20 protein-coding genes are annotated in these 21,182 nt (G+C 34.7%); 18 read left to right on the top strand and 2 right to left on the bottom strand.

All coding sequences use genetic code 11. The annotated features are described in order from the left end of the window. Positions 1–23 precede the first annotated feature (23 nt). Positions 24–1,553, bottom strand: coding sequence for a glutamine-hydrolyzing GMP synthase (gene guaA / locus ACQKCJ_RS21160; RefSeq protein WP_271337095.1), 1,530 nt, complete (start codon positions 1,551–1,553; stop codon positions 24–26). Between the two features lie 290 nt (positions 1,554–1,843). Here guaA and ACQKCJ_RS21155 point away from each other — a divergent pair, with 290 nt between their 5' ends. From ACQKCJ_RS21155 to ACQKCJ_RS21145, 3 genes are all read left to right on the top strand, one after another. Next, on the top strand, positions 1,844–2,371 hold the full coding sequence (locus ACQKCJ_RS21155) for a hypothetical protein (protein ID WP_271337094.1): 528 nt from the start codon (positions 1,844–1,846) through the stop codon (positions 2,369–2,371). Between the two features lie 577 nt (positions 2,372–2,948). Next, entirely contained in the window at positions 2,949–4,685 is a 1,737-nt protein-coding gene (locus tag ACQKCJ_RS21150) for a thiamine pyrophosphate-dependent enzyme (protein WP_271337093.1), read from the top strand. A 166-nt stretch (positions 4,686–4,851) separates the two neighbouring features. Further along, the gene (locus tag ACQKCJ_RS21145; protein ID WP_271337092.1) at positions 4,852–6,111 is read left to right on the top strand and encodes an MFS transporter; all 1,260 of its coding nucleotides are present in this window, start codon (positions 4,852–4,854) and stop codon (positions 6,109–6,111) included. Positions 6,112–6,486: 375 nt separating this feature from the next. On the opposite strand, the gene ACQKCJ_RS21140 is transcribed toward ACQKCJ_RS21145, so the two are convergent. After that, entirely contained in the window at positions 6,487–7,203 is a 717-nt protein-coding gene (locus tag ACQKCJ_RS21140) for a hypothetical protein (protein ID WP_271337091.1), read from the bottom strand. Positions 7,204–7,508: 305 nt separating this feature from the next. Here ACQKCJ_RS21140 and ACQKCJ_RS21135 point away from each other — a divergent pair, with 305 nt between their 5' ends. The 15 genes from ACQKCJ_RS21135 to ACQKCJ_RS21065 all read left to right on the top strand — a co-directional run bounded on the left by ACQKCJ_RS21135 (position 7,509) and on the right by ACQKCJ_RS21065 (position 21,066). Next, a complete protein-coding gene (locus ACQKCJ_RS21135) occupies positions 7,509–8,429 on the top strand; it encodes a DnaJ C-terminal domain-containing protein (protein ID WP_427402866.1) in 921 nt (306 codons plus the stop codon). Continuing rightward, entirely contained in the window at positions 8,422–8,727 is a 306-nt protein-coding gene (locus ACQKCJ_RS21130; protein WP_271337089.1) for a chaperone modulator CbpM, read from the top strand. Before ACQKCJ_RS21135 ends, ACQKCJ_RS21130 begins: the two co-directional genes overlap by 8 nt. 291 nt (positions 8,728–9,018) lie before the next feature. After that, entirely contained in the window at positions 9,019–9,405 is a 387-nt protein-coding gene (locus ACQKCJ_RS21125) for a RidA family protein (protein ID WP_271337088.1), read from the top strand. A gap of 132 nt (positions 9,406–9,537) precedes the next feature. After that, entirely contained in the window at positions 9,538–10,773 is a 1,236-nt protein-coding gene (locus ACQKCJ_RS21120; protein ID WP_271337107.1) for a voltage-gated chloride channel family protein, read from the top strand. Positions 10,774–11,225: 452 nt separating this feature from the next. Next, positions 11,226–12,230: a DHH family phosphoesterase gene (locus ACQKCJ_RS21115; RefSeq protein ID WP_271337087.1), complete on the top strand. Its 1,005-nt coding sequence runs from the start codon at positions 11,226–11,228 to the stop codon at positions 12,228–12,230. A gap of 6 nt (positions 12,231–12,236) precedes the next feature. Further along, positions 12,237–12,890 carry a gliding motility-associated peptidyl-prolyl isomerase GldI gene (gldI, locus tag ACQKCJ_RS21110; protein ID WP_427402865.1) on the top strand — a complete coding sequence of 218 codons (654 nt, stop codon included), beginning with the start codon at positions 12,237–12,239 and terminating at the stop codon, positions 12,888–12,890. 16 nt (positions 12,891–12,906) lie between these two features. Then, the gene (locus ACQKCJ_RS21105; RefSeq protein ID WP_271337085.1) at positions 12,907–13,986 is read left to right on the top strand and encodes a peptidylprolyl isomerase; all 1,080 of its coding nucleotides are present in this window, start codon (positions 12,907–12,909) and stop codon (positions 13,984–13,986) included. Positions 13,987–14,027: 41 nt separating this feature from the next. Then, the gene (locus ACQKCJ_RS21100) at positions 14,028–15,170 is read left to right on the top strand and encodes a peptidylprolyl isomerase (protein WP_271337084.1); all 1,143 of its coding nucleotides are present in this window, start codon (positions 14,028–14,030) and stop codon (positions 15,168–15,170) included. Between the two features lie 212 nt (positions 15,171–15,382). After that, on the top strand, positions 15,383–16,279 hold the full coding sequence (locus tag ACQKCJ_RS21095; protein WP_271337083.1) for an EamA family transporter: 897 nt from the start codon (positions 15,383–15,385) through the stop codon (positions 16,277–16,279). An 87-nt stretch (positions 16,280–16,366) separates the two neighbouring features. Beyond that, the gene (locus ACQKCJ_RS21090) at positions 16,367–16,723 is read left to right on the top strand and encodes a DoxX family protein (protein ID WP_271337082.1); all 357 of its coding nucleotides are present in this window, start codon (positions 16,367–16,369) and stop codon (positions 16,721–16,723) included. A gap of 30 nt (positions 16,724–16,753) precedes the next feature. After that, the gene (gene aqpZ, locus ACQKCJ_RS21085) at positions 16,754–17,461 is read left to right on the top strand and encodes an aquaporin Z (protein WP_271337081.1); all 708 of its coding nucleotides are present in this window, start codon (positions 16,754–16,756) and stop codon (positions 17,459–17,461) included. Positions 17,462–17,493: 32 nt separating this feature from the next. After that, a complete protein-coding gene (locus ACQKCJ_RS21080; protein ID WP_271337080.1) occupies positions 17,494–17,736 on the top strand; it encodes a GlsB/YeaQ/YmgE family stress response membrane protein in 243 nt (80 codons plus the stop codon). A gap of 143 nt (positions 17,737–17,879) precedes the next feature. Beyond that, complete coding sequence (locus tag ACQKCJ_RS21075; protein WP_271337079.1) at positions 17,880–18,707, top strand: sterol desaturase family protein; 828 nt, start codon at positions 17,880–17,882, stop codon at positions 18,705–18,707. A gap of 120 nt (positions 18,708–18,827) precedes the next feature. Further along, positions 18,828–19,106 carry a DUF2805 domain-containing protein gene (locus ACQKCJ_RS21070; protein ID WP_213297686.1) on the top strand — a complete coding sequence of 93 codons (279 nt, stop codon included), beginning with the start codon at positions 18,828–18,830 and terminating at the stop codon, positions 19,104–19,106. A 100-nt stretch (positions 19,107–19,206) separates the two neighbouring features. Continuing rightward, on the top strand, positions 19,207–21,066 hold the full coding sequence (locus ACQKCJ_RS21065) for a PDZ domain-containing protein (protein WP_271337078.1): 1,860 nt from the start codon (positions 19,207–19,209) through the stop codon (positions 21,064–21,066). Positions 21,067–21,182: the final 116 nt, after the last annotated feature.

The raw sequence follows: 21,182 nt of genomic DNA, 5'->3' as shown, positions 1-21,182 counted from the left end.
AACGCCTTAATTTGAAATATAGTTTATTCCCACTCAATTGTTGCTGGCGGTTTTGAACTGATATCGTAAACCACACGATTTACCCCTTTTACTTTATTGATGATGTCATTAGACACCTTCATTAAGAAATCATAAGGCAAATGAACCCAGTCAGCAGTCATACCGTCAGTAGATTCTACAGCTCTAAGCGCTACTACTTTTTCGTAAGTACGCTCATCGCCCATCACACCAACACTATTTACCGGAAGTAAAATTGCTCCGGCCTGCCAAACTTTGTCATAAAGTCCCCAAGATTTTAATCCGTCGATAAAAACGGCATCAACATCTTGAAGGATTTGAACTTTCTCAGGAGTAATATCTCCTAAAATTCTAATTGATAATCCTGGTCCCGGGAAAGGGTGTCGTCCTAATAATTCAGGATCTATTCCTAAAGTAGCCCCAACTCTTCGAACTTCGTCTTTAAACAACATTCTAAGTGGTTCTACAATTTTTAATTTCATATAATCCGGCAATCCACCCACGTTATGGTGCGATTTAATTGTTGCCGATGGTCCTTTTACAGATACAGATTCGATTACGTCTGGATAAATAGTTCCTTGTGCCAACCATTTTACGTCTTCGATTAAGTGTGATTCATCATCAAAAACTTCGATAAATACACGACCAATTGTTTTACGTTTGGTTTCAGGATCACTAATTCCGGCTAATTCACCTAAGAAACGATCTCCGGCATCTACTCCTTTTACGTTCAATCCCATTCCTTTGTATTGATCTAATACATTTTGGAATTCATTTTTACGTAATAAACCGTTATTTACAAAAATACAATACAAGTTTTTACCGATAGCCTGGTGCAATAAAACTGCCGCAACAGTAGAATCTACTCCGCCAGAAAGTCCTAAAACCACTTTATCGTTTCCTAATTTCTCTTTTAATTCTCCCACCATTTCTTCTACGAAAGCACCTGGTGTAAAGTTTTGAGGAACTTCGGCAATATCTACAAGAAAGTTTTTCAGCATTTTTGATCCATCTGTAGAATGGAAAACTTCCGGATGATACTGAATAGCATATGTCGTTTCTCCTTCAATTTTGTAAGCTGCAAATTCTACATCGTGAGTACTTGCCAATTTTACTGCATTTGTTGGTAAAGCCTTGATACTATCGCTATGACTCATCCAAACCTGGCTGTTTTCTGAAACTCCGTTAAAGAAAGTTTCTCCTTCCTTAATATAAGACAAATTAGCTCTGCCATATTCTCTGGTATTCGAAGCCGCTACTTCTCCACCGCTAAAGTGGGCCAGGTATTGTGCTCCGTAACAAACTGCCAATAAGGGAAGCTTGCCTCGAATTTGAGATAAATCAGGATGTGGAGCATCTTCTCCGCGAACAGAAAATGGGCTTCCTCCTAAAATTACGGCTTTATAAGGTGATAAATCACTAGGAAAGTGATTGTAAGGGAAAATTTCGCAGAATATATTTAATTCGCGAACTCTACGCGCAATAAGCTGAGTATATTGCGATCCGAAATCTAAAATAAGTACGTTGTGTTGCATGCGCAAAAATACTTTTTATATTCCAAAATGAAAAATCGGAACTGTGAAAAAATAATATTTTTTTTCATTGTTCCGATTTTTAGGTATAAATATTCAAAGGGACAAAGGTTCAGAGGTTTAGAATCTACAATTTTATTAAGTCTTTTCTTTATTCTTTTATCCCGAAGCTTCGGGATTGCCGCTTTGAACCTAAAAAAAGAAAAACTTAATCCCTTAGAACCTTCAAATCTTAGTACCTTCAAAAAAAACCATAACTCGCCAAAAATCGTATTTAAGAAAAAACCATACCTATGAAATCAAAATTAATTGTCATTACCCTTTTATTGTCTTTATTTTTAAATTCTTGCAGTACCGTTGATGACCTATTGAGTTTTAATATTTCTAACTCAACCTCGATTAAAATTCAAAGCACTTTTCCTGTCAATCTGCCATCAGAGATTATTACACCAGATGTTACGACAAATTCTTCAGCCGAATTTCAAAACAATAAAACCAAGGCAGGTTTAGTAAAAGATGTCAAAATAAAATCGCTTAAATTATCAATCACTGATCCTTCAGATAAAACATTTACATTTTTAAAGTCCATACATTTATACATCTCAACAACAGATTCTGATGAAATAGAACTGGCTTATCAGGACAATATCAATTCCAGCACGAATACAATTGACTTAATTTGTACCGATGCCCGATTAGATCAATACATTAAAGCTGATAAATATAAAATAAGAACAAAAGTTACCCTAAAAGAAACCCTTACGAAAGATGTAACCGTAAAAGCAGATATGAAGTTCAGAGTAACGGCAGATCCTTTCTAAAAGCTGCTATCCCGAGGCTTCGGGAATGAGTTGCTAAGGTTAAGCTTTTAATAAAATTATTGCAGCTCAAATCCGTTTTTATCCGCGTTTTTACGAAGTAAATCTCTCTTATCCGCGTCAAAATTAGACGCTGATTTTACTGATTCGCTAAAGCGAAAACGCTGGTAAAAACGGATTTTTCTAATTATTTTCTTGATTAAACTGTTAAATAATTTTATAGATTCCCCCTTAACTTAATGACATTGCCCGTAGGGACTGAGTTGCAAAGCAACAATCCCGAAGTTTAGGGACAGAGGTAAACAAAGTGCAAAAACTTTGTCCCTTTGAACCTCTGTTGCTTTGAACCTAAAAAAAAAACTTTGTCCCTTTGAACCTTTGTCGCTTTGTGCCTTCAAAAAAAAACTTAGTAACTTAGAACCTCAGTCTCTCAGAATCTTCAAAAAAAATCCTTAAATTTATAAGACCATACCAAATCATTTTTACATCATAACCCAGTTTATCTTAAAAAGTAATCATTAAGAAAGTAAACCATAACCAATGTTTATACGATCTAATATTAATTTTAAAAATATAATCCATGAGTAAAATAGTTGCAGAACAATTAGTTGACATGTTGGTAGAAGCTGGTGTAAAACGCGTTTATGCGGTTACCGGCGATAGTTTAAATCATTTTAATGATGCAATACGAAGAAACGGAAAGATAAAATGGATTCATGTTCGGCATGAAGAAGTTGGCGCTTATGCCGCAGCTGCCGAAGCTGAATTGGATGGTTTTGCGGTTTGCGCCGGAAGTTGCGGTCCCGGACATGTTCATTTAATAAATGGTTTATATGATGCACATCGCTCACATGTGCCTTTGTTAGCCATCGCATCCACCATAAATACCCACGAAATGGGTATGGATTATTTTCAGGAAACAAACACAATCAAACTTTTTGACGATTGCAGTTACTATAATCAAATGATTATGACTGCTGAGCAAGCCCCGCGAATTATACAAACCGCCATACAACATGCATTAGGCAAAAAAGGTGTCGCTGTTATTGGTTTACCCGGAGATGTTTCTGAGTTAAAAGCGGTTGAAAGCAATATTTCGACTCAGTATTTTCATTGTAATCCCGTTATCCGACCTTCTGATCAGGAATTACAACATTTAGCAAAAGCTATAAACGAAAGTACAAAAATCACTTTATTCTGCGGAATTGGTTCTGACAAAGCACACGATCAGGTCGTACAATTATCACAACATATCAAAGCGCCTGTAGGATATTCTTTTAGAGGAAAAATGAGCATCCAACCCAATAATCCTAACGAAATAGGAATGACAGGTTTACTCGGGCAGCCTTCTGCTTATCACAGCATGCATGAGTCTCATTTGGTTTTATTATTAGGAACTGATTTTCCCTATGATAAATTCATGCCTACAGATAATAAAATCATTCAAATCGACACCAGCACGGAACGTTTAGGACGAAGAGCCAATCTCTATATGGGATTATGCGGTGATGTGGGCGATACCATTGAAGCTTTATTACCATTATTAGAAAACAAAACAGATGATAGTTTTTTACAGGCACAACTTAAATTTTATGCCAGTGTAAAAGAAAACATGAACATCTATATTAAAGATAACGGCGGAGAAGACACCATTCAACCGGAATATGTGGCACATATTATCGATAAATTAGCAACTAAAGATGCCATTTTTACGGTTGATACCGGAATGACCTGCGTTTGGGGAGCCCGTTTTATAAAAGGCACAGGAGAACGAACAATGCTGGGCTCGTTTAATCACGGATCGATGGCCAATGCAATGCCAATGGCGATTGGTGCAGCACTCGCACACCCTGAAAGACAAGTTATTGCTATGTGTGGTGATGGCGGCTTGTCGATGCTTTTAGGAGATTTAGCAACCATTAAACAATATAATATTCCCATTAAAATTATTGTCTTTAATAATCGTGCTTTGGGGATGGTAAAACTGGAGATGGAAGTTGGCGGACTGCCAGATAACGAAACTGATATGGTCAATCCTGATTTTGGACTGATTGCTCAGGCAATGGGTTTTCAGGGTGTAAATGTTCACAAACCCGAAGAGGTTCAGGGAGCAATTGAAAATGCATTCCTGCATAACGGTCCTGTTTTACTGAATATCTTTACTAATCCAAATGCCCTTGCAATGCCTCCAAAAGTAGAATGGGAACAAGTGGTAGGTATGGCAAAATCAATGACGAGATTAATGCTTGGCGGCAAAATGGATGAAGTTTTCGACACTGTTAAATCCAATTACAAACACCTGAAAGAAGGCATTTAAAAACAGATTTAAACACGAATTTCACTAATTTTCACTTATTCAATTTGTGAAATTCAATTTGTAGAATTAATTTCACAAACAAAATTTCTCCATTTAGTTTTGTGCAAATTCATGAAATTCGTGTTCATTTTAATACCTACACCTCAAATAAAAAGAAATATATTTTATGGATATCAATACTAATAAATCATACACCAAATATTACGTGATCGCATGGGTATTTGGTTTGGTTTTCTATTTTTTAGATTATGTAATACGCTCTGCTCCTGCAGTAATGCTCCCGGAGCTTTCTCATAGTTTTTCTGTCAGTGAGATAAGACTGGTAACCATAATTGGAACTTATTATTACACCTATTCTACCTGTAGTTTAATTGCAGGAATTGCTTTGGATCGTTTTGGAGCAAAATACTCGCTTTTTGCCGGAGCGCTTATTTTAGGAAGTGGATGTTTACTATTCATGATTTCAAGTCAATTTAGTGGTGTAACAGGACGATTATTTCAGGGCGCCGGATGTGCCTTTGCGTTTCCCGGTTGTGTATATCTTGCCAGTAAAGGTTTTTCGGCAAAATCTTTGGCGACTGCAATTGGATTTACACAATGTTTTGGAATGCTTGGAGGCTCAGCAGGACAATTTGTTGTAGGGCCTTTGATTGAAAAAGGAATGGATATTAATACCTTTTGGTTATCCGTTGGAATCTTTACTATCATTGTTGCTTTTGGACTTTGGTTTATAACTCCTGCAAACAGAATTGAAGAAAAGACAGTACCCGATCAAAAGAAACAAGGCATATTAAGTCCTTACAAAATTGTTTTTAGTAATCCGCAATCATGGTTATGCGGTATAGTTTCAGGATTATTATTTGCGCCTACAACTATCTTTGCCATGACGTGGGCCGTTGACTTTTTTCAGAAAGACAGAGCTTTAGATTTTCATACGGCAACAATTTCTAGTGCAATGGTAGCTTTTGGCTGGGTATTCGGATGTCCGCTATTGGGATATATTACAGATAAGATAAAAAAACGAAAACCCGTCTTAATATTTGGTGCAGTAATGATGATTTTAAGTTTCGTCCAGCTATTGTATTTCCCGGACGTGCTTCCTGTAAAAATCAGTATGTTTTTATTAGGCGTCGCTTCCGGAGCCGCAATGATTCCCTATTCTATAATCAAAGAAGCGAATCCCGATCATGTAAAAGGAAGTGCTACAGGAGCTATTAACTTTATAACTTTTGGAGTTACAACACTTTTAAGTCCATTATTCAGTCACCTATTTGGCAAAACCCTTGCAAGTAATCTTGATAAAACGCTTCATTTTCAGCAAGCAGGTTTATTCTGGATTATAGGAATCTCAATTGCTGTTATAGTAAGTTTTATGCTGAAAGAAACCGGTGAAGAGAAAAATGAACTTGTCATTGCAAAAGAATAAGCAAGAGACAGAAAATACAATTGAAACACATAGAAACATAGCTATTTGAAACCCAAAACCAGACGATTCGCTTATTTATAATACATCCCATCCCGACGTTCGATTTCATTAAGTTAAGTTTTTTTTGAATTGGCTCCAGCTTTAGCTGGAGTTAATATAATATCAATCTGAATGGCTTTAACCAAAAATACTTGATTTGGCTAAAGCCATCTTATTACGCGTATTCAATACTAGTAAATAAACTAAACGATTAAAAATCAAGCGACTATTTGTTTGAAAATTGGTTGGTGATAATTGCCTTAAAAAAGCTTAAATTAATGACATTGACCAAAGCCCAGGGACTATGTTTTTTTTATGTAAAAGCAATTAGCTGTTTTATTCTTCTTTAGTAACTACTATCGAAGCTTTAAAACCTGCTGCAAGATTGTCCCAATAATCATTGGTAACCAATTGTCCTTTGTCATCATAAACCCTGATTTCGGCAGTATTTCCACCAAGGGAACCAATATTTAACGCTTCAAAATCTAATTTATTAAAGCCGTTGTCCAGCATAATCTTGACTTCTTTAAAATTGGATTCTAAAAATATCTGGTCTTTAATCACTTTATCATTAGAAGATACTTTTACCAGGTCACCATCGATTGCACCAAAATCCCTTAGTTTCACAATAAAAAATTTCGATTTTGTTCTAAAATCTCCTAACGAAATATTTCGCCTCACCAATTGTCCACGACCTTCTTTTAGTCCGGCATCTTTTAATGCTTTGTCCAGATCTTTCTCCATTTTAGGTACAAAACGATCTCCCGGATTGGCAAATTCAGTTTCTGTAGACATGGTAAATTTACTTTTCTCTGCTCCTACCTGCAATTGAGATTTGGGAGTAATACTGGTATGTTCAAAAACATTTGGCGTCTTAATACTTGGCATATCCATATTATCAGCCTGAGGATCTTTGACTTCCGGCAAAGGCACTTTTTTGGGTTTTGCACTAAACTTAGGTGCCGGAATACTCTTGAATTTAGTACTAAATTCAGTTTGAGCTGATACGGTGACAGCTGTAAAAAATAATATGAAAAATAAAATGTGCTTCATTGAAAAAGTATTATCGAATCGGCTTTTATAATTTTTATAAAATCAAAGTATAGCATCACAAAAATAGCATAATTTAGTTTGGCTCTACAACTTTAAGACTATTATAACAATATATTAGGCAATTTTTTGGAATCAAAAAACCTGCCAAAAAACAAGAAGCCCAAATTAAAATCAAATATTACCAAAAACAGCATCCGATTTTTTTATCCGATTTTTTATATTAAAAAGAGCTTCATGATTTTGATAATTAGCAACTTATTCCTTAACTTCAAGGCTTTAATTTATCTTTATTAAAACACAAGCAAATGGATTACATTGACTATTATAAAGCATTAGGAATCACGAAATCAGCTACAGAAGCTGAGATCAAAAAAGCATATCGAAAATTAGCCCGCAAATATCATCCTGATTTGAATCCGAATGATAAGGAAGCCGAGAAAAAATTCAAGGAAATAAATGAAGCAAATGAAGTTTTGAGTAATCCTGAAAATCGCAAAAAATACGATAAATACGGAAAAGACTGGAAACATGCTGATGAGTTCGAAAAAGCTGGTTACGATCCTAACCAGCAACAATATTCAACACAACAACAAGACGGAGGTCAGAGTTATTCAGATTTTGGAGGCGATTTTGCCGGTGGCGATTTTTCTGATTTCTTCAATTCTATGTATGGTTCTGCAGGAAGGAGCTCAAGAGGACAGGCAAAATACAGAGGACAGGATTTTAATGCCGAATTACAATTAGATCTTACAGCTGCTTATACAACTCACAAACAAAACCTGACTGTAAACGGTAAAAATATCCGAATTACAATTCCGGCAGGAGTTGAAAACGGGCAAATTATAAAAATTCCAAATCATGGTGCACCGGGAGCAAACGGCGGACCTAATGGCGATTTATACATTACTTTTTCAATTGAAAATAACTCCGATTTTAAACGAGAAGGCAATAATTTATACGCCGATGTTGATCTTGATCTATACACCGCAATATTAGGTGGAGAAATCTATGTAAATACTTTTGATGGAAAAGTAAAAATAAAAGTAGTTCCGGAAACTCAGCCGGGAACGAAGGTTAAATTGAAGGGAAAAGGTTTTCCTATTTATAAAAAAGAAAATCAATTTGGAGATTTATACATCACGTATACCATAAAAATCCCAACAAACTTATCCGCAAAAGAAAAAGAATTATTCCAGGAATTAGCTAAATTAAGAAATCATGAATAGTAAAAACTTAATTCAAATAAAACAGTTTTGTCTGTATCACGAAATTGACAATACGTTTATAACAGATTTACACAATTATGGGTTGGTGCAAATTATTATTCTCGAAGAAGACGAATATCTACAACCTGAACAATTGCCAGCTGTCGAGAAAATGATCCGCCTTCATTATGATCTTAAAATTAACTTAGAAGGTATTGACGCGATCGCCAACTTATTAAATAAAATCGAAGTCCTGCAACAAAATCTTACAGCTACTCAAAATAAACTTCGCCTTTATGAACACTATCAAATAGAATAAGGAAGATATTTTGTTCAAATTAATTTTAACACATAGAAACATAGCTATTGTTGGTGTAAAAGAGGCGTTATATCTATATTTCTATGTGTTAAAACATTTTTTTAGCATTACGCTCAACAGGCGAAGAAAAATAATTCTGTCCCCAAAAAATATCACAAAAAAGAATGATTTACGAAGGGATTTCAAATGAATCGTACTCCTTTTCATCCTCATATTTTATAAATTGCAGCGAAATTAACTAACCTGAATTTGATTTTAAAGAAATAAAACAAATTCTATAAAATAGAAGAAATGAAAAGAGAAAATATCTTAACAGGATCACCTTGGGAAGACAAAATGGGATATTGCCGTGCGGTAAGAATTGGCAATATCATCGAAGTTTCTGGAACTGTAGCAATTGTTGATGGCGAAAAAGTAAAAGCTGACGATGCTTATGCTCAAACCTATAACATCCTGGAACGTGTTGAAAAAGTTTTGGAAGATCTGAATGTTGGAATGAAAGATGTCATCAGAACCAGAATCTTTACAACGGATATCACTTCTTTTGAAGAAGTGGCAAGAGCTCACGCTTCATTTTTTAAAGATATAAAACCTACAACGGGTTTTTATGAAATCAGTAAACTGGTGGCACCTGAATATTTAGTTGAAATTGAATTTACAGCTGTAGTGCAGGGATAATTTTTTTTTTGCTGCGAATATTTTTTTGCCACAGATTAAAAGATTTAAAAATATTTTTTGGTTTTTTTTTAATTAAGAGGCTTTAATTCGTGAAAATTCGTGAAATTCGTGGCAAAAAACTTTTTACAATTAATGGTATTTTCAAAACTAAAAGATATATTCCTGACCACTTTCAAATGGATTTTGATATGCATTTTTATAGGTGTTTTTTCAGGATCTGCGTCTGCGTTTTTCTTAGTTGCCCTGGAATGGGTTACACAATTTAGAATTCACCACGACTGGATTATCTGGCTTTTACCTTTTGGAGGATTATTAGTGGGGCTGAGTTACTATTATTGGGGCGAATCTGTTGTAAAGGGAAATAATTTATTATTGGAAGAATATGAAACGCCCAAAAAAGTTATTCCGTTTAAGATGGCTCCTCTGGTACTTTTAGGAACCTTACTCACACATTTATTTGGAGGTTCTGCAGGTCGTGAAGGAACTGCCGTACAAATGGGCGGCGCAATTGCTGACCAGTTTACCAGACTTTTTAATTTAGACAATGCTGAACGCAAAATTTTAATTATCCTTGGAATCAGTGCTGGTTTCGCATCCGTTTTTGGAACTCCTATCGCTGGAGCTATTTTTGCCTTAGAAGTTTTATATTTCAGCAAAATCAATCTAAAAAGTATTATCTTATCTTTTCTGGTGGCGTACACAGCTTATTTTACTGTCGAATTCTGGCAGATAAAACATACGCATTACAGCATTCCTGTCGTTCCAGAAATTAGCCCGACCACTTTATTTTATGTGATTATAATTGGCTTTTTATCTGGTTTGGCCGCTTTGCTCTTTTCGAGAAGTACTCACTTTTGGAGTTCTATTTTTTCAAAAAACATTAAATATCCCCCATTACGCCCATTTATTGGCGGAATTATTTTAGCGATTGCGATTGCAGGTTTTGGGTTTACAAAATTCGCCGGATTAGGCGTTCCGGTAATTGTAGATTCCTTTTCAAATGCCAACCCATGGTATGATTTCCTGCTTAAGATTTTGTTTACCGGATTTACTTTAGGAGCAGGTTTTAAGGGCGGAGAAGTAACTCCTTTATTTTTTGTAGGTGCTACTTTAGGAAGTGCTTTGTCATTAATTATTCCGCTGCCAATTGCATTCCTGGCTGGTTTAGGCTTTGTAGCTGTCTTTTCAGGAGCTACCCACACTCCTATCGCCTGCACGATTATGGGTATGGAACTTTTTGGCATTCAACCCGGGATTTTCATTGCTATCGCTTGTACAATCGCTTATTTTTCTTCAGGTTCTGTGGGAATTTATAAATCACAAATTGTTAAGGGAGCAAAATATAAGTTGTACCAGAAATGGTTTTAATATAGTTTTTTAGCCGCAGTTTTCAGTTTTCAGTCTCAGTCTCTTTCTTAGTCATAGTTACAGTCTCAGTTTTCAGTGCAAACTCAACGAATCATTTTATATTTTCAACACATTAAACACCAAACAATCAATTGAATATTTTGGATTTATAATTTTCTAACAAAATAAATCCAGCATTAAAAAATCCGTTTAAATCTGCGTTTTTGCTTTAGCGAATCTGTTTCATCCGCGTACCAATTTAAATTCCAAAAATTAAATTCCAAATTCCAAAAGAAACCAAATTAATCTTCTTTCCATTTCTTTTTTGAATCTCTGCGATTTCTTTGAGAATCTCTGCAAAATAAAATTTCAAAACCTACAATTTACATCTTACAATTCACAACCGACATAAAAGTGTGTTAATCTGTAAAATGATTTCAACATTACATTAAAAAAATGTAAATTCGCACACTATGAAAATACAAGATATTCAAGCGATACAATTGTTACTCGCAACCCCAAAGAAAATCGCCATAATTCCGCATAGAGGTCCTGACGGTGATGCTATGGGTTCAACCTTAGGTTTATACCATTTTTTATTAAAAAACAATCATCATCCAACTGTGATTGCGCCAAACGATTTCCCTGATTTTTTAGCCTGGCTACCAGGTTCTGAAACGGTAAAAATCTTTGAAAAAGACACTGAAAACTGTACCAAAATATTAGAAGAAGCTGAGTTAATCTTTACACTCGACTTTAATGCTTTTCATCGTACGGGTGAAATGGAACATACTTTAACGAAGCTTACGGCTCCGTTTATTATGATCGATCATCATCAAAAACCGGATGATTATGCTGCCTATACGTATTCTGATACTTCATTTGGATCGACTTGCGAGATGGTTTATAACTTCATTTCTTTTTTAGGAAAAAAAGAAGATATCGACAAAACTATTGCAACATGCATTTATACTGGAATATTAACTGATTCTGGTTCATTTCGTTTTCCGGGAACAACGGGAAACACGCATAGGATCATTGCTGAATTAATTGATCTGGGAGTTGAAAATACACAGATTCCAATTTTATTATTCGATAACAGTTCATACAGCCGTTTGCAATTATTGGGTCGCGCATTACAGAATATGAAAGTGCTGGAAGCACATAAAACTTCATATATGTCGCTTACTCAGGCAGAACTGGATTCATTTAATTATGTAAAAGGTGATACTGAAGGCATCGTAAATTATGGCCTTAGTATAAAAGGTATTGTTTTTACTGCTATTTTTATCGAAAATAAAGACGAAAAGATCATCAAGATTTCTTTCCGTTCGCAAGGAGGTTTTGATGTAAACCAATTTGCAAGAGATCACTTTAATGGTGGCGGACATAGCAATGCTGCTGGTGGAAGATCAGAAGTTTCGATGGAAGAAACCCTGAAGAAGTTTGAAGATTTAGTAAATAAACTAAAAATATAACCTCATATGAACTACTTAAAACGAAGCATCTATACCCTGTTTTTTGCTGTTTTATTGGTAAGCTGTAAACAACACGAAGAAGCGAGACGCCCTATTTCTCAAGCTTCCGGTACTTTTATGAAAAAATCGGCTGACCGTAATAAAAAACTGGTAGCCAATGAAGAGGATGTGATTAAAAAAATAATCAAAAGTAATCCCAAGATAAAATATTACGCCACAAGAAAGGGATATTGGCTGTATTATGACGAACAAAATACGACAGATACTGCAACACCAAGAAAAGGAGATATCGCTTATTTTAATCTGGAAGTAAAAGACATAAACGGTAAAATTATTTACTCTGAAGCTGATCTTGGTCCGCAGACTTATTATGTAGACAAGCAAGATATCATGATGGGATTACGTGATGGTATTAAAATGATGCATAAAAATGAAACTGTAACATTCCTGTTTCCTTCGCATATTGCTTACGGATATCATGGAGATAACAAAAAAATAGGTCCAAATCAGTCTTTGATCTGTACTGTTACGCTTCGTAATTTTGTACCGGACCCAACAGCAAAAACTGCACCTGCAACAGGACAAGTTCAAAATTCAGCACCAAAAACCGTAGCTCCAAAAGCTGCAGCCCCAACGAAAAAAGATACAATAAACCCATAAAAACAACATTTTAAAAATGAAAAAGAGTATTTTATTATTACTAGCTGTTACTGTTAGCTCATTATATTCTTGTAAGGACGAGCACAGCAACTTACCTGATGGTTTATATGCTGATATTGAAACTAATAAAGGACATATTATTGTAGAATTAGATTATAAAAAAGCACCTGTAACAGTGGCCAATTTTGTAACCTTGGCCGAAGGTAAAAATGAGTTTGTTGCAAAGGATTACTTAAAAAATAAACCTTTTTATAACGGACTAAAATTTCATAGAGTTATCGAGGATTTCATGATTCAGACCGGAGATCCAGAAGGAACTGGTTCAGGAGATACAGGATATAAGTTTAAAGATGAGATTACAGATTTAAAATTTGACAAAGCGGGTGTTTTAGCAATGGCTAATAATGGTCCGGGAACCAACAGCAGTCAATTCTTTATCACACATGTTGAGACTCCGTGGTTAGACGGAAAACATACGATTTTTGGCCATGTTGTAGAAAAAGGTCAGGAAGTTGTAAATCAGGTAAAACAAGGTGATACTATTGTTGCCGTAACTATTATAAGAAATGGAGAAGCTGCTAAAAAGTTTGATTCAGTAAAAGTATTTAGCGATTATTTTTCAGAAATTGCTAAAGAAAAAGGTAAATATAGCGGAGCTCAAAAAGAAAAAGTAGCCTATTTTGCTTCTGTGAAACCAAAAACAACTAAAACAAGTTCAGGTTTAGAATATTTAATTACCGAAAAAGGAACAGGTAAAAAACCTGCTGCAGGAGCTCAATTATACATTAACTATTCAGGTTTTCTTGAAGATGGTACTTTGTTTGACTCTAGCGTTGAAGACGTTAATAAAGCTTTTGGAAAATTTGATGCAGCAAGAGCAGAACAACACGGTTACCAGCCAATACCGTTTCAGGCAGGCCGTAAAGACGGTATGATTCCCGGATTTATTGAAGGAATCGAACAACTTTCATTTGGAGATAAAGCGATTCTTTTTATTCCTTCTCATTTAGCTTACGGAACAACCGGAGCCGGAGGAGTTATCCCGCCAAATGCGAACATTATTTTCGAAATACAATTATTAGAAAAGCCACAATAATTATATATAAAAGATTAACATAAACGTAAATCCTTAACATAATGAAGTTTAAATTTTTATTTTTATTTTGCCTGGCAGTAGTAAATATTCAGGCTCAGACAAAAAAGCCTGTGGCAAAACCAAAGGCTCCGGCAGCTAAAACTGCAGCAAAAGCAGCACCTGCTACAAATCCTAACGATGGTATTTTTGCCACGATATCAACTACAAAAGGCGACATCGTTTTATCTTTAGAGTATGTAAAAACTCCTGTAACCGTTGCTAACTTTATCTCTTTGGCAGAAGGAAATAATCCTAATGTAAAAGTAGAAAAACTTAAAGGCAAGCCTTTTTATGACGGTTTAAAATTTCATAGGGTAATCAATGATTTTATGATTCAGGGTGGAGATCCGGACGGAAATGGTTCAGGAGGCCCGGGATTTGCTTTTAAAGATGAATTCGTAGAAGAACTTAAATTTGAAAAAGGAGGCGTTCTTGCTATGGCAAATTCAGGGCCTGCTACAAACGGCAGCCAGTTTTTCATCACGCACAAAGAAACCCCATGGTTAAACGGAAAACATACTATTTTTGGTCATGTAGTTTCAGGAATGGACAATGTAAACAAAATTGTGCAGGATGATATTATGACAAAAATTACCATTACCAGAAAAGGTGATGCCGCTAAAAAATTCAATGCCGTAAAAGTTTTAGCAGATGATGCAAAAAAACAAGAAGCTAAAAAAGCTGATTCTCAAAAAGTAGTGACTGAAAAACTTGCTTATTTTGCTGCTAATAAAGCTAAAGCTACAACAACTGCATCTGGTTTAAAATATGTAATTACTAAAAAAGGAACTGGTATAAAAGGAGCTGAAGGATCAAACATTTATTTTCACTATGCAGGATATTTTGAAGATGGAAATCTTTTTGACAGCAGTATAGCAAGCGTAGCAAAAGCTTATGGTAAATACGATGCAAACCGTGATGCCCAAAAAGGATATCAGGCTTTTCCGTTTTCTGTAGGTAAAAAAGACGGAATGATTCCTGGTTTTATCGAAGCATTAGATATGATGACTGACGGAGAAAAAGCAATTTTCTTTCTTCCTTCAAACTTAGCTTACGGAGAAAAAGGTGCCGGAGGTGTAATTCCGCCAAATTCGACTTTGATTTTCGAAATCGAAACATATCAGACTCAACCTGCCGCAAAATAGTTTTTTTACCTTATCATAGAAAGTCAAACCCATCAAAATATAATTTTTTGATGGGTTTCTTATTTTCATGTAATCCTGTCAAATTCATAATTATACAATAGAAATCAAGTATAAAACTAAATGCATAATAATGTTTGTACTCATATTTTATTAAATCCTAAACAAAATAACTTACCTTTGCCGGCTTTAATTTTTTAATCAAACAAGTTAAGATGTCACAAAACAACGTATTAAAGGGAGTATTTTTAGTAGCAATAGGCGCTACAACTTACGGAATGTTAGCCACTTTTGTAAAAATGGCCTATACAGAAGGATACACCACTGCCGAAGTAACTACATCTCAATTCATATTAGGAATCATTGGTATTTTAATAATCAATGCATTCCAGAAAATTAAACACAAAGACAAAGTTAAAAAAGCAACCAAAAAAAATATTTTAAGCTTAATGATTGCAGGAACTTCGTTAGGAATGACAAGTTTGTTTTATTACTTAGCCGTAAAATATATTCCGGTTTCGATTGGTATCGTTTTATTAATGCAAACCGTTTGGATGGGTGTATTACTTGAAATGATTTTAGAAAAGAAACTGCCTTCTAAACAAAAAGTAATTGCTGTACTTATAGTGCTTGTTGGTACCGTTTTAGCCACCAATATCATTCATAATGATGTAGTTCTGGACTGGCGCGGCCTTGCATGGGGAGTTTTGGCAGCTGCATCTTTTACTACAACTATGTTTACAGCAAATAGCGTTGCTACAGAGATTTCGTCTGCACAAAGAAGTTTATACATGCTTTTAGGAGGTTCCATAATTGTATTTTCGTTTGCAATTGCTACTCAGGTTACTCCTTTTAACTTTGAGATTTTTATGAAATGGGGAATTATCCTTGCCTTATTCGGAACTATTATTCCTCCAATGTTAATGACTGCAGGTTTTCCCTTAACCGGAATTGGATTGGGAAGTATCGTTTCTGCACTTGAACTTCCTGTTTCTGTAATGATGGCTTATGTATTATTAGATGAACAAGTAATTCTTTCTCAATGGATTGGGATCGTTTTAATTATTCTTGCCATCATTATTATGAATGTAAATTTCAAGCGTAAAAATTAACTTATTTTATGTGTTGTTAAAAAAAAACTACTTGTAATGTAATAATTGTTAATTTTTTTATAAATTCGTGATAAACAATTACATATCATGAATTTACCCTGGCATTTATATTTAATGGCACTGCTCTATATTATTGCCGGACTAAATCATTTTCGAAACCCCGGAATGTACATAAAAATCATTCCGCCTTTTTTTTCAAACCCCAAATTAATAAATATTTTAAGCGGAGGTGCCGAATTTATATTAGGCATCCTTTTAATTGTTCCCTTTACTATGCATTTTGCTGCATGGGGAATTATAGCATTGTTAATTGCTGTATTTCCTGCCAATCTTTTCATGTATCAAAATAAAAAAGCAAGTTTTAGTTTACCAAAGTGGATTTTATTTGTACGCTTGCCCCTACAGATCGTTTTGATTTTTTGGGCATACCAATATACCCTTTAACAATCAACTATTAATTAAAATTATTTTATTATGAAAAAATTATTTGCAGAGTTTTTTGGAACTTATTGGCTAGTTTTTGGAGGTTGTGGAAGCGCTCTTTTTGCCGCTGGAGTTCCTACGTTAGGAATTGGATATGCTGGTGTTGCGCTGGCTTTTGGTTTAACTGTTTTAACAATGGCATATGCCGTTGGACACATTTCGGGCGGACATTTTAATCCTGCCGTATCATTTGGTTTATGGGCCGGAGGAAGATTTCCTGCAAAAGATTTGTTACCTTATATTATTTCGCAGTGTATTGGCGCTCTTGCTGCTGCCGGAACGTTATTTATTATCTGGACAGGTAAAGCTGGCCATGCAATCGACAATACAAAAGCCGGAGTCTTTGCCTCGAACGGATACGGAGATTTTTCTCCTGATGGCTATTCATTGCAATCTGCTTTTATAGCTGAATTTGTGCTTACTTTATTTTTCTTATTGGTCATTCTTGGTGCTACAGATAAGTTTGCTAATGGCAAATTTGCCGGTATTGCAATTGGTTTAGCACTAACTTTAATTCACTTAATCAGTATTCCAATCACGAATACTTCTGTAAACCCTGCAAGATCTTTATCGCAAGCGATATTTGCTGGTGGACAACCATTGTCTCAAGTCTGGTTATTTTGGGTTGCACCAATTTTAGGAGCAATTGTAGCCGGTTTTCTGTATAAAACATTATTACAGAATCACGATCCGGCTTAATCAAATCTACTTGTAACTTAAAAAAAAATCATATGGCATTCTTGTATTTTTTACTTATAGGAGCAATTTCCGGATGGCTGGCTGGTCAGATCTGGAAAGGAGCAGGATTTGGACTGCTGGGTAATATTATTGTTGGAATTGTTGGCGGAGTTATTGGTGGCTGGATCGCCGGTAATCTTGGTATTGGAGGCGGAGGTCTTCTTTGGCAAATTTTAATTGCTGTTGGAGGCGCCTGGGTATTATTGTTTATAATAAGCCTCATTAAAAAATCATAAAATATTTCACACTATAATTTACATTTTAAAGAGAAAATCGAATATATTTATATTTGGTTTTCTCTTTTTTATATGCCAATAATTCAGAACAATCTACTCATAACAAACAGATTAAAACTTTATTAATCTAATTTTTTTAATTTATGAATGATATTACAGCATATTTTAGTACGATCCCGTCTTTGCACCGAAGCTTAATTTTGGTTGGCGGAATCACTGTGTTTTGGTTAATAGAAAACACTTTCCCATTGTTTCAAATGAAATATCAAAAGTGGCAGCACGCAGGAATTAACTTCTTTCTGACATTTACCACTATAATTGTCAATTTTGTTCTTGCTTTCATCCTGATTCAAACTGCAAATTGGGCAACTAAAAATCATTTTGGAATCCTGAATTGGCTGCCTCAAATACCAATATGGCTTTACATCATTATCGGATTACTTTTATTAGACCTGATTGGAGCTTATTTAGCACATCTTGTTCAGCACAAGATAAAATTTTTATGGAGGTTTCATATTGTACATCATACTGATACCTGGATTGATACAACAACTGCCAACAGACATCATCCCGGAGAAAGTGTCATTCGTTTCGTTTTTACAACTCTGGGTGTATTAATAGTAGGAAGCCCAATGTGGATGGTATTCTTATATCAAAGTTTATCTGTTATTTTTTCGCAGTTCAATCATGCGAATATTTCTTTACCCAATAAATTAGATATTTTTTTAAGTTATTTTATCATTTCTCCCAATATGCATAAAGTTCATCATCATTATGTGCTGCCCTACACAGATAGCAATTACGGAAATATTTTTTCGGTTTGGGATCGTCTTTTTGGCACTTTTACCACCTTGCCAAAAGAAGAATTAATTTATGGATTAGACACTCACATGACAGCCGAAGAGAACAATAAATTGAAAAATTTATTGCAAATTCCGTTTCAAAAATCAAGATCCATAAAAAACAGTTAAAATCATTAAAAAAAAACTCCCACATCGCACCAACTAATTATTTTTTTTATTAATATTGATACTTAAATTGAAAATCAATCTATTAATCATTAACACCTATTTTGAATTAATTTTCACGTGATGAAAAAGAGTAACCGTAAAGAATTGAATTGGGAACAAACCGAAAAACTTGTTTCGTTAGCCTTAGAAGAAAAAAATCCATTTGAGATCATTAAAAAGGAATTTGGATTGGCAGAAAAAGAAGTTCTGGAAATCATGAAAAAGAAGATGCCACTTGAAAAATTTGAGATGTGGAAAAAGAAGGCAGTTGCAAATAAACCAAAACCAAAACCCGTTAAAATAGATGATTTTGATGAAGATTTGGATGGTAAATATTATATAAAAAACAAACTAGACTAAGACAGAACTCCTGAAATTCAGGAGTTTTTTTTATATTTTTAATGTCAATGTAACTTTTTCAGACATTACGAGTCAAATACAAATAACTAAACGCAAACAAATGAAAAAAATACTTTATACCTTGGTTCTTGCAGTAACACTTTGGAGCTGTAAAACAGGAAGTTCATCCGGCGCTGCAAAAAGCAATGTTGTAGATGTTACCATTAATCTTATCGATGTAAAAGACGATAAAGTTTTGGTAACTGTTACGCCTCCACAAATCAAAACCGACGAAATAATTTATAGTATCCCTAAAACAGTTCCGGGCACCTATTCTACAGATAACTACGGTAAAAATTCAGAAGATTTTAAAGCTTTTGATGCTAAAGGAAATCCTTTGACAGTAAAAAGAATCGATGATAATTCATGGTCGATTTCTGATGCAAAAAAATTAAAAAAAATCACTTACTTAGTAAATGATACTTTTGATACTGAAAAAGGAACGGGATTTGGTAATGACGATATTTTTTCGCCAGCCGGAACCAACATTAATGCAGGAATTAACTTCATGATCAATACACACGGTTTTGTAGGTTACTTTCAGGATAAATTAGATATTCCGTACAAAGTTACCATTACCCACCCTGAAACACTTTGGGGAGCAACTTCAATGACAGATGAAGATGCCAGCAATACAAGCGACGTTTTTACGACACCTCGTTATGCAGTTCTGGTCGAAAACCCAATCATGTATTCTAAACCGGATTACACCACTTTTAACGTAAACGGGATGGATATCCTGATCGCTGTTTACTCTCCTACCGGAAAATTTACTGCTGAAAGTATTACCCCGGAAATGAAAACCATAATGACGGCGCAAAAAAACTTTTTAGGCAAAGTAAATGCAACTAAAAAATATACCGTTTTATTGTATTTGTCAAGTATGGCAAAAGATGATGCACACGGTTTTGGAGCTCTTGAACATCCTACAGCAACTACAGTTGTTCTGCCGGAATCTATGCCAAAAGAAAAACTGATAGAATCGATGAAAGATGTCGTTTCTCATGAGTTTTTTCATATTGTGACTCCACTTACTGTGCACTCAAAAGAGATTCAGTATTTTGATTATAACGCACCAAAAATGTCTGAGCATTTATGGATGTATGAAGGTGTAACAGAATATTTTGCGAATCTTTTTCAAATCAATCAGGGTTTAATTGATGAAAACGAATTCTATACCCGTATTGCAGGCAAAATCGAAGAAGCAAAAACGTTAAACGATACCATGTCATTTACCAAAATGAGTGCAAACGTATTGGTACAGCCTTACAAAGACCAATACTTAAATGTGTATCAAAAAGGAGCTTTAATTGGGATGTGTATTGACATTATCATCAGAGAAAAAAGTAATGGCGAACGAGGTATTCTGGACCTGATGCATAAATTAGCAAACGAATATGGTGTTGAAAAACCATTTAATGACAATGAACTTTTTGCTAAAATTACAGAATTGACTTATCCTGAAGTTGGCGAATTCTTAAATAAATATGTAGCAGGAACAACGCCAATTCCATACGATTTTTATTTGGCAAAAGTGGGCGTTACAAAAGCGTCTGAAAAAGTTCCGGCATCAATTTTCATCAAAGGACAAACTCCTTATATTGGTGTTGATCCGGCGACTAAAATAATAAGCGTACGTCCTGATGTTGACCTGAATGTATTCTTTACGAACTTAAAGCTTAAAGCCGGCGATGTAATCGTTGCTGTAAACGGAAAAACATACAACTTAGATAACATTTACGACTTGATTTCTGAAAGTGAAAACTGGAAAGAAAACGATCCGATTACGCTTAAAATAAAACGTAATGGTAAAGAAGAAACTGTAAAAGGAACCGTGAAAGTACCATTTGAAGAAAAAGAAACTTTTAAAGCAACTGATGCTTCAAAAGAGAAACTTAAAAATGCATGGTTAAAAGGATAATTTCTTTTCATCTGAACATAAAAGAGGCTGTCCGAAAAGTAATTTCGGGCAGTTTTTTTTTGTTTTACACATTGATTTTTCTTATATTTAAGTACTAAAATCAATGATTATGCAGC

It is taken from the genome of Flavobacterium sp. NPDC079362, from assembly GCF_050267765.1.
GTDB classification, from domain to species: domain Bacteria; phylum Bacteroidota; class Bacteroidia; order Flavobacteriales; family Flavobacteriaceae; genus Flavobacterium; species Flavobacterium azizsancarii.
This window is presented reverse-complemented; position numbering and strand designations above follow the sequence as displayed.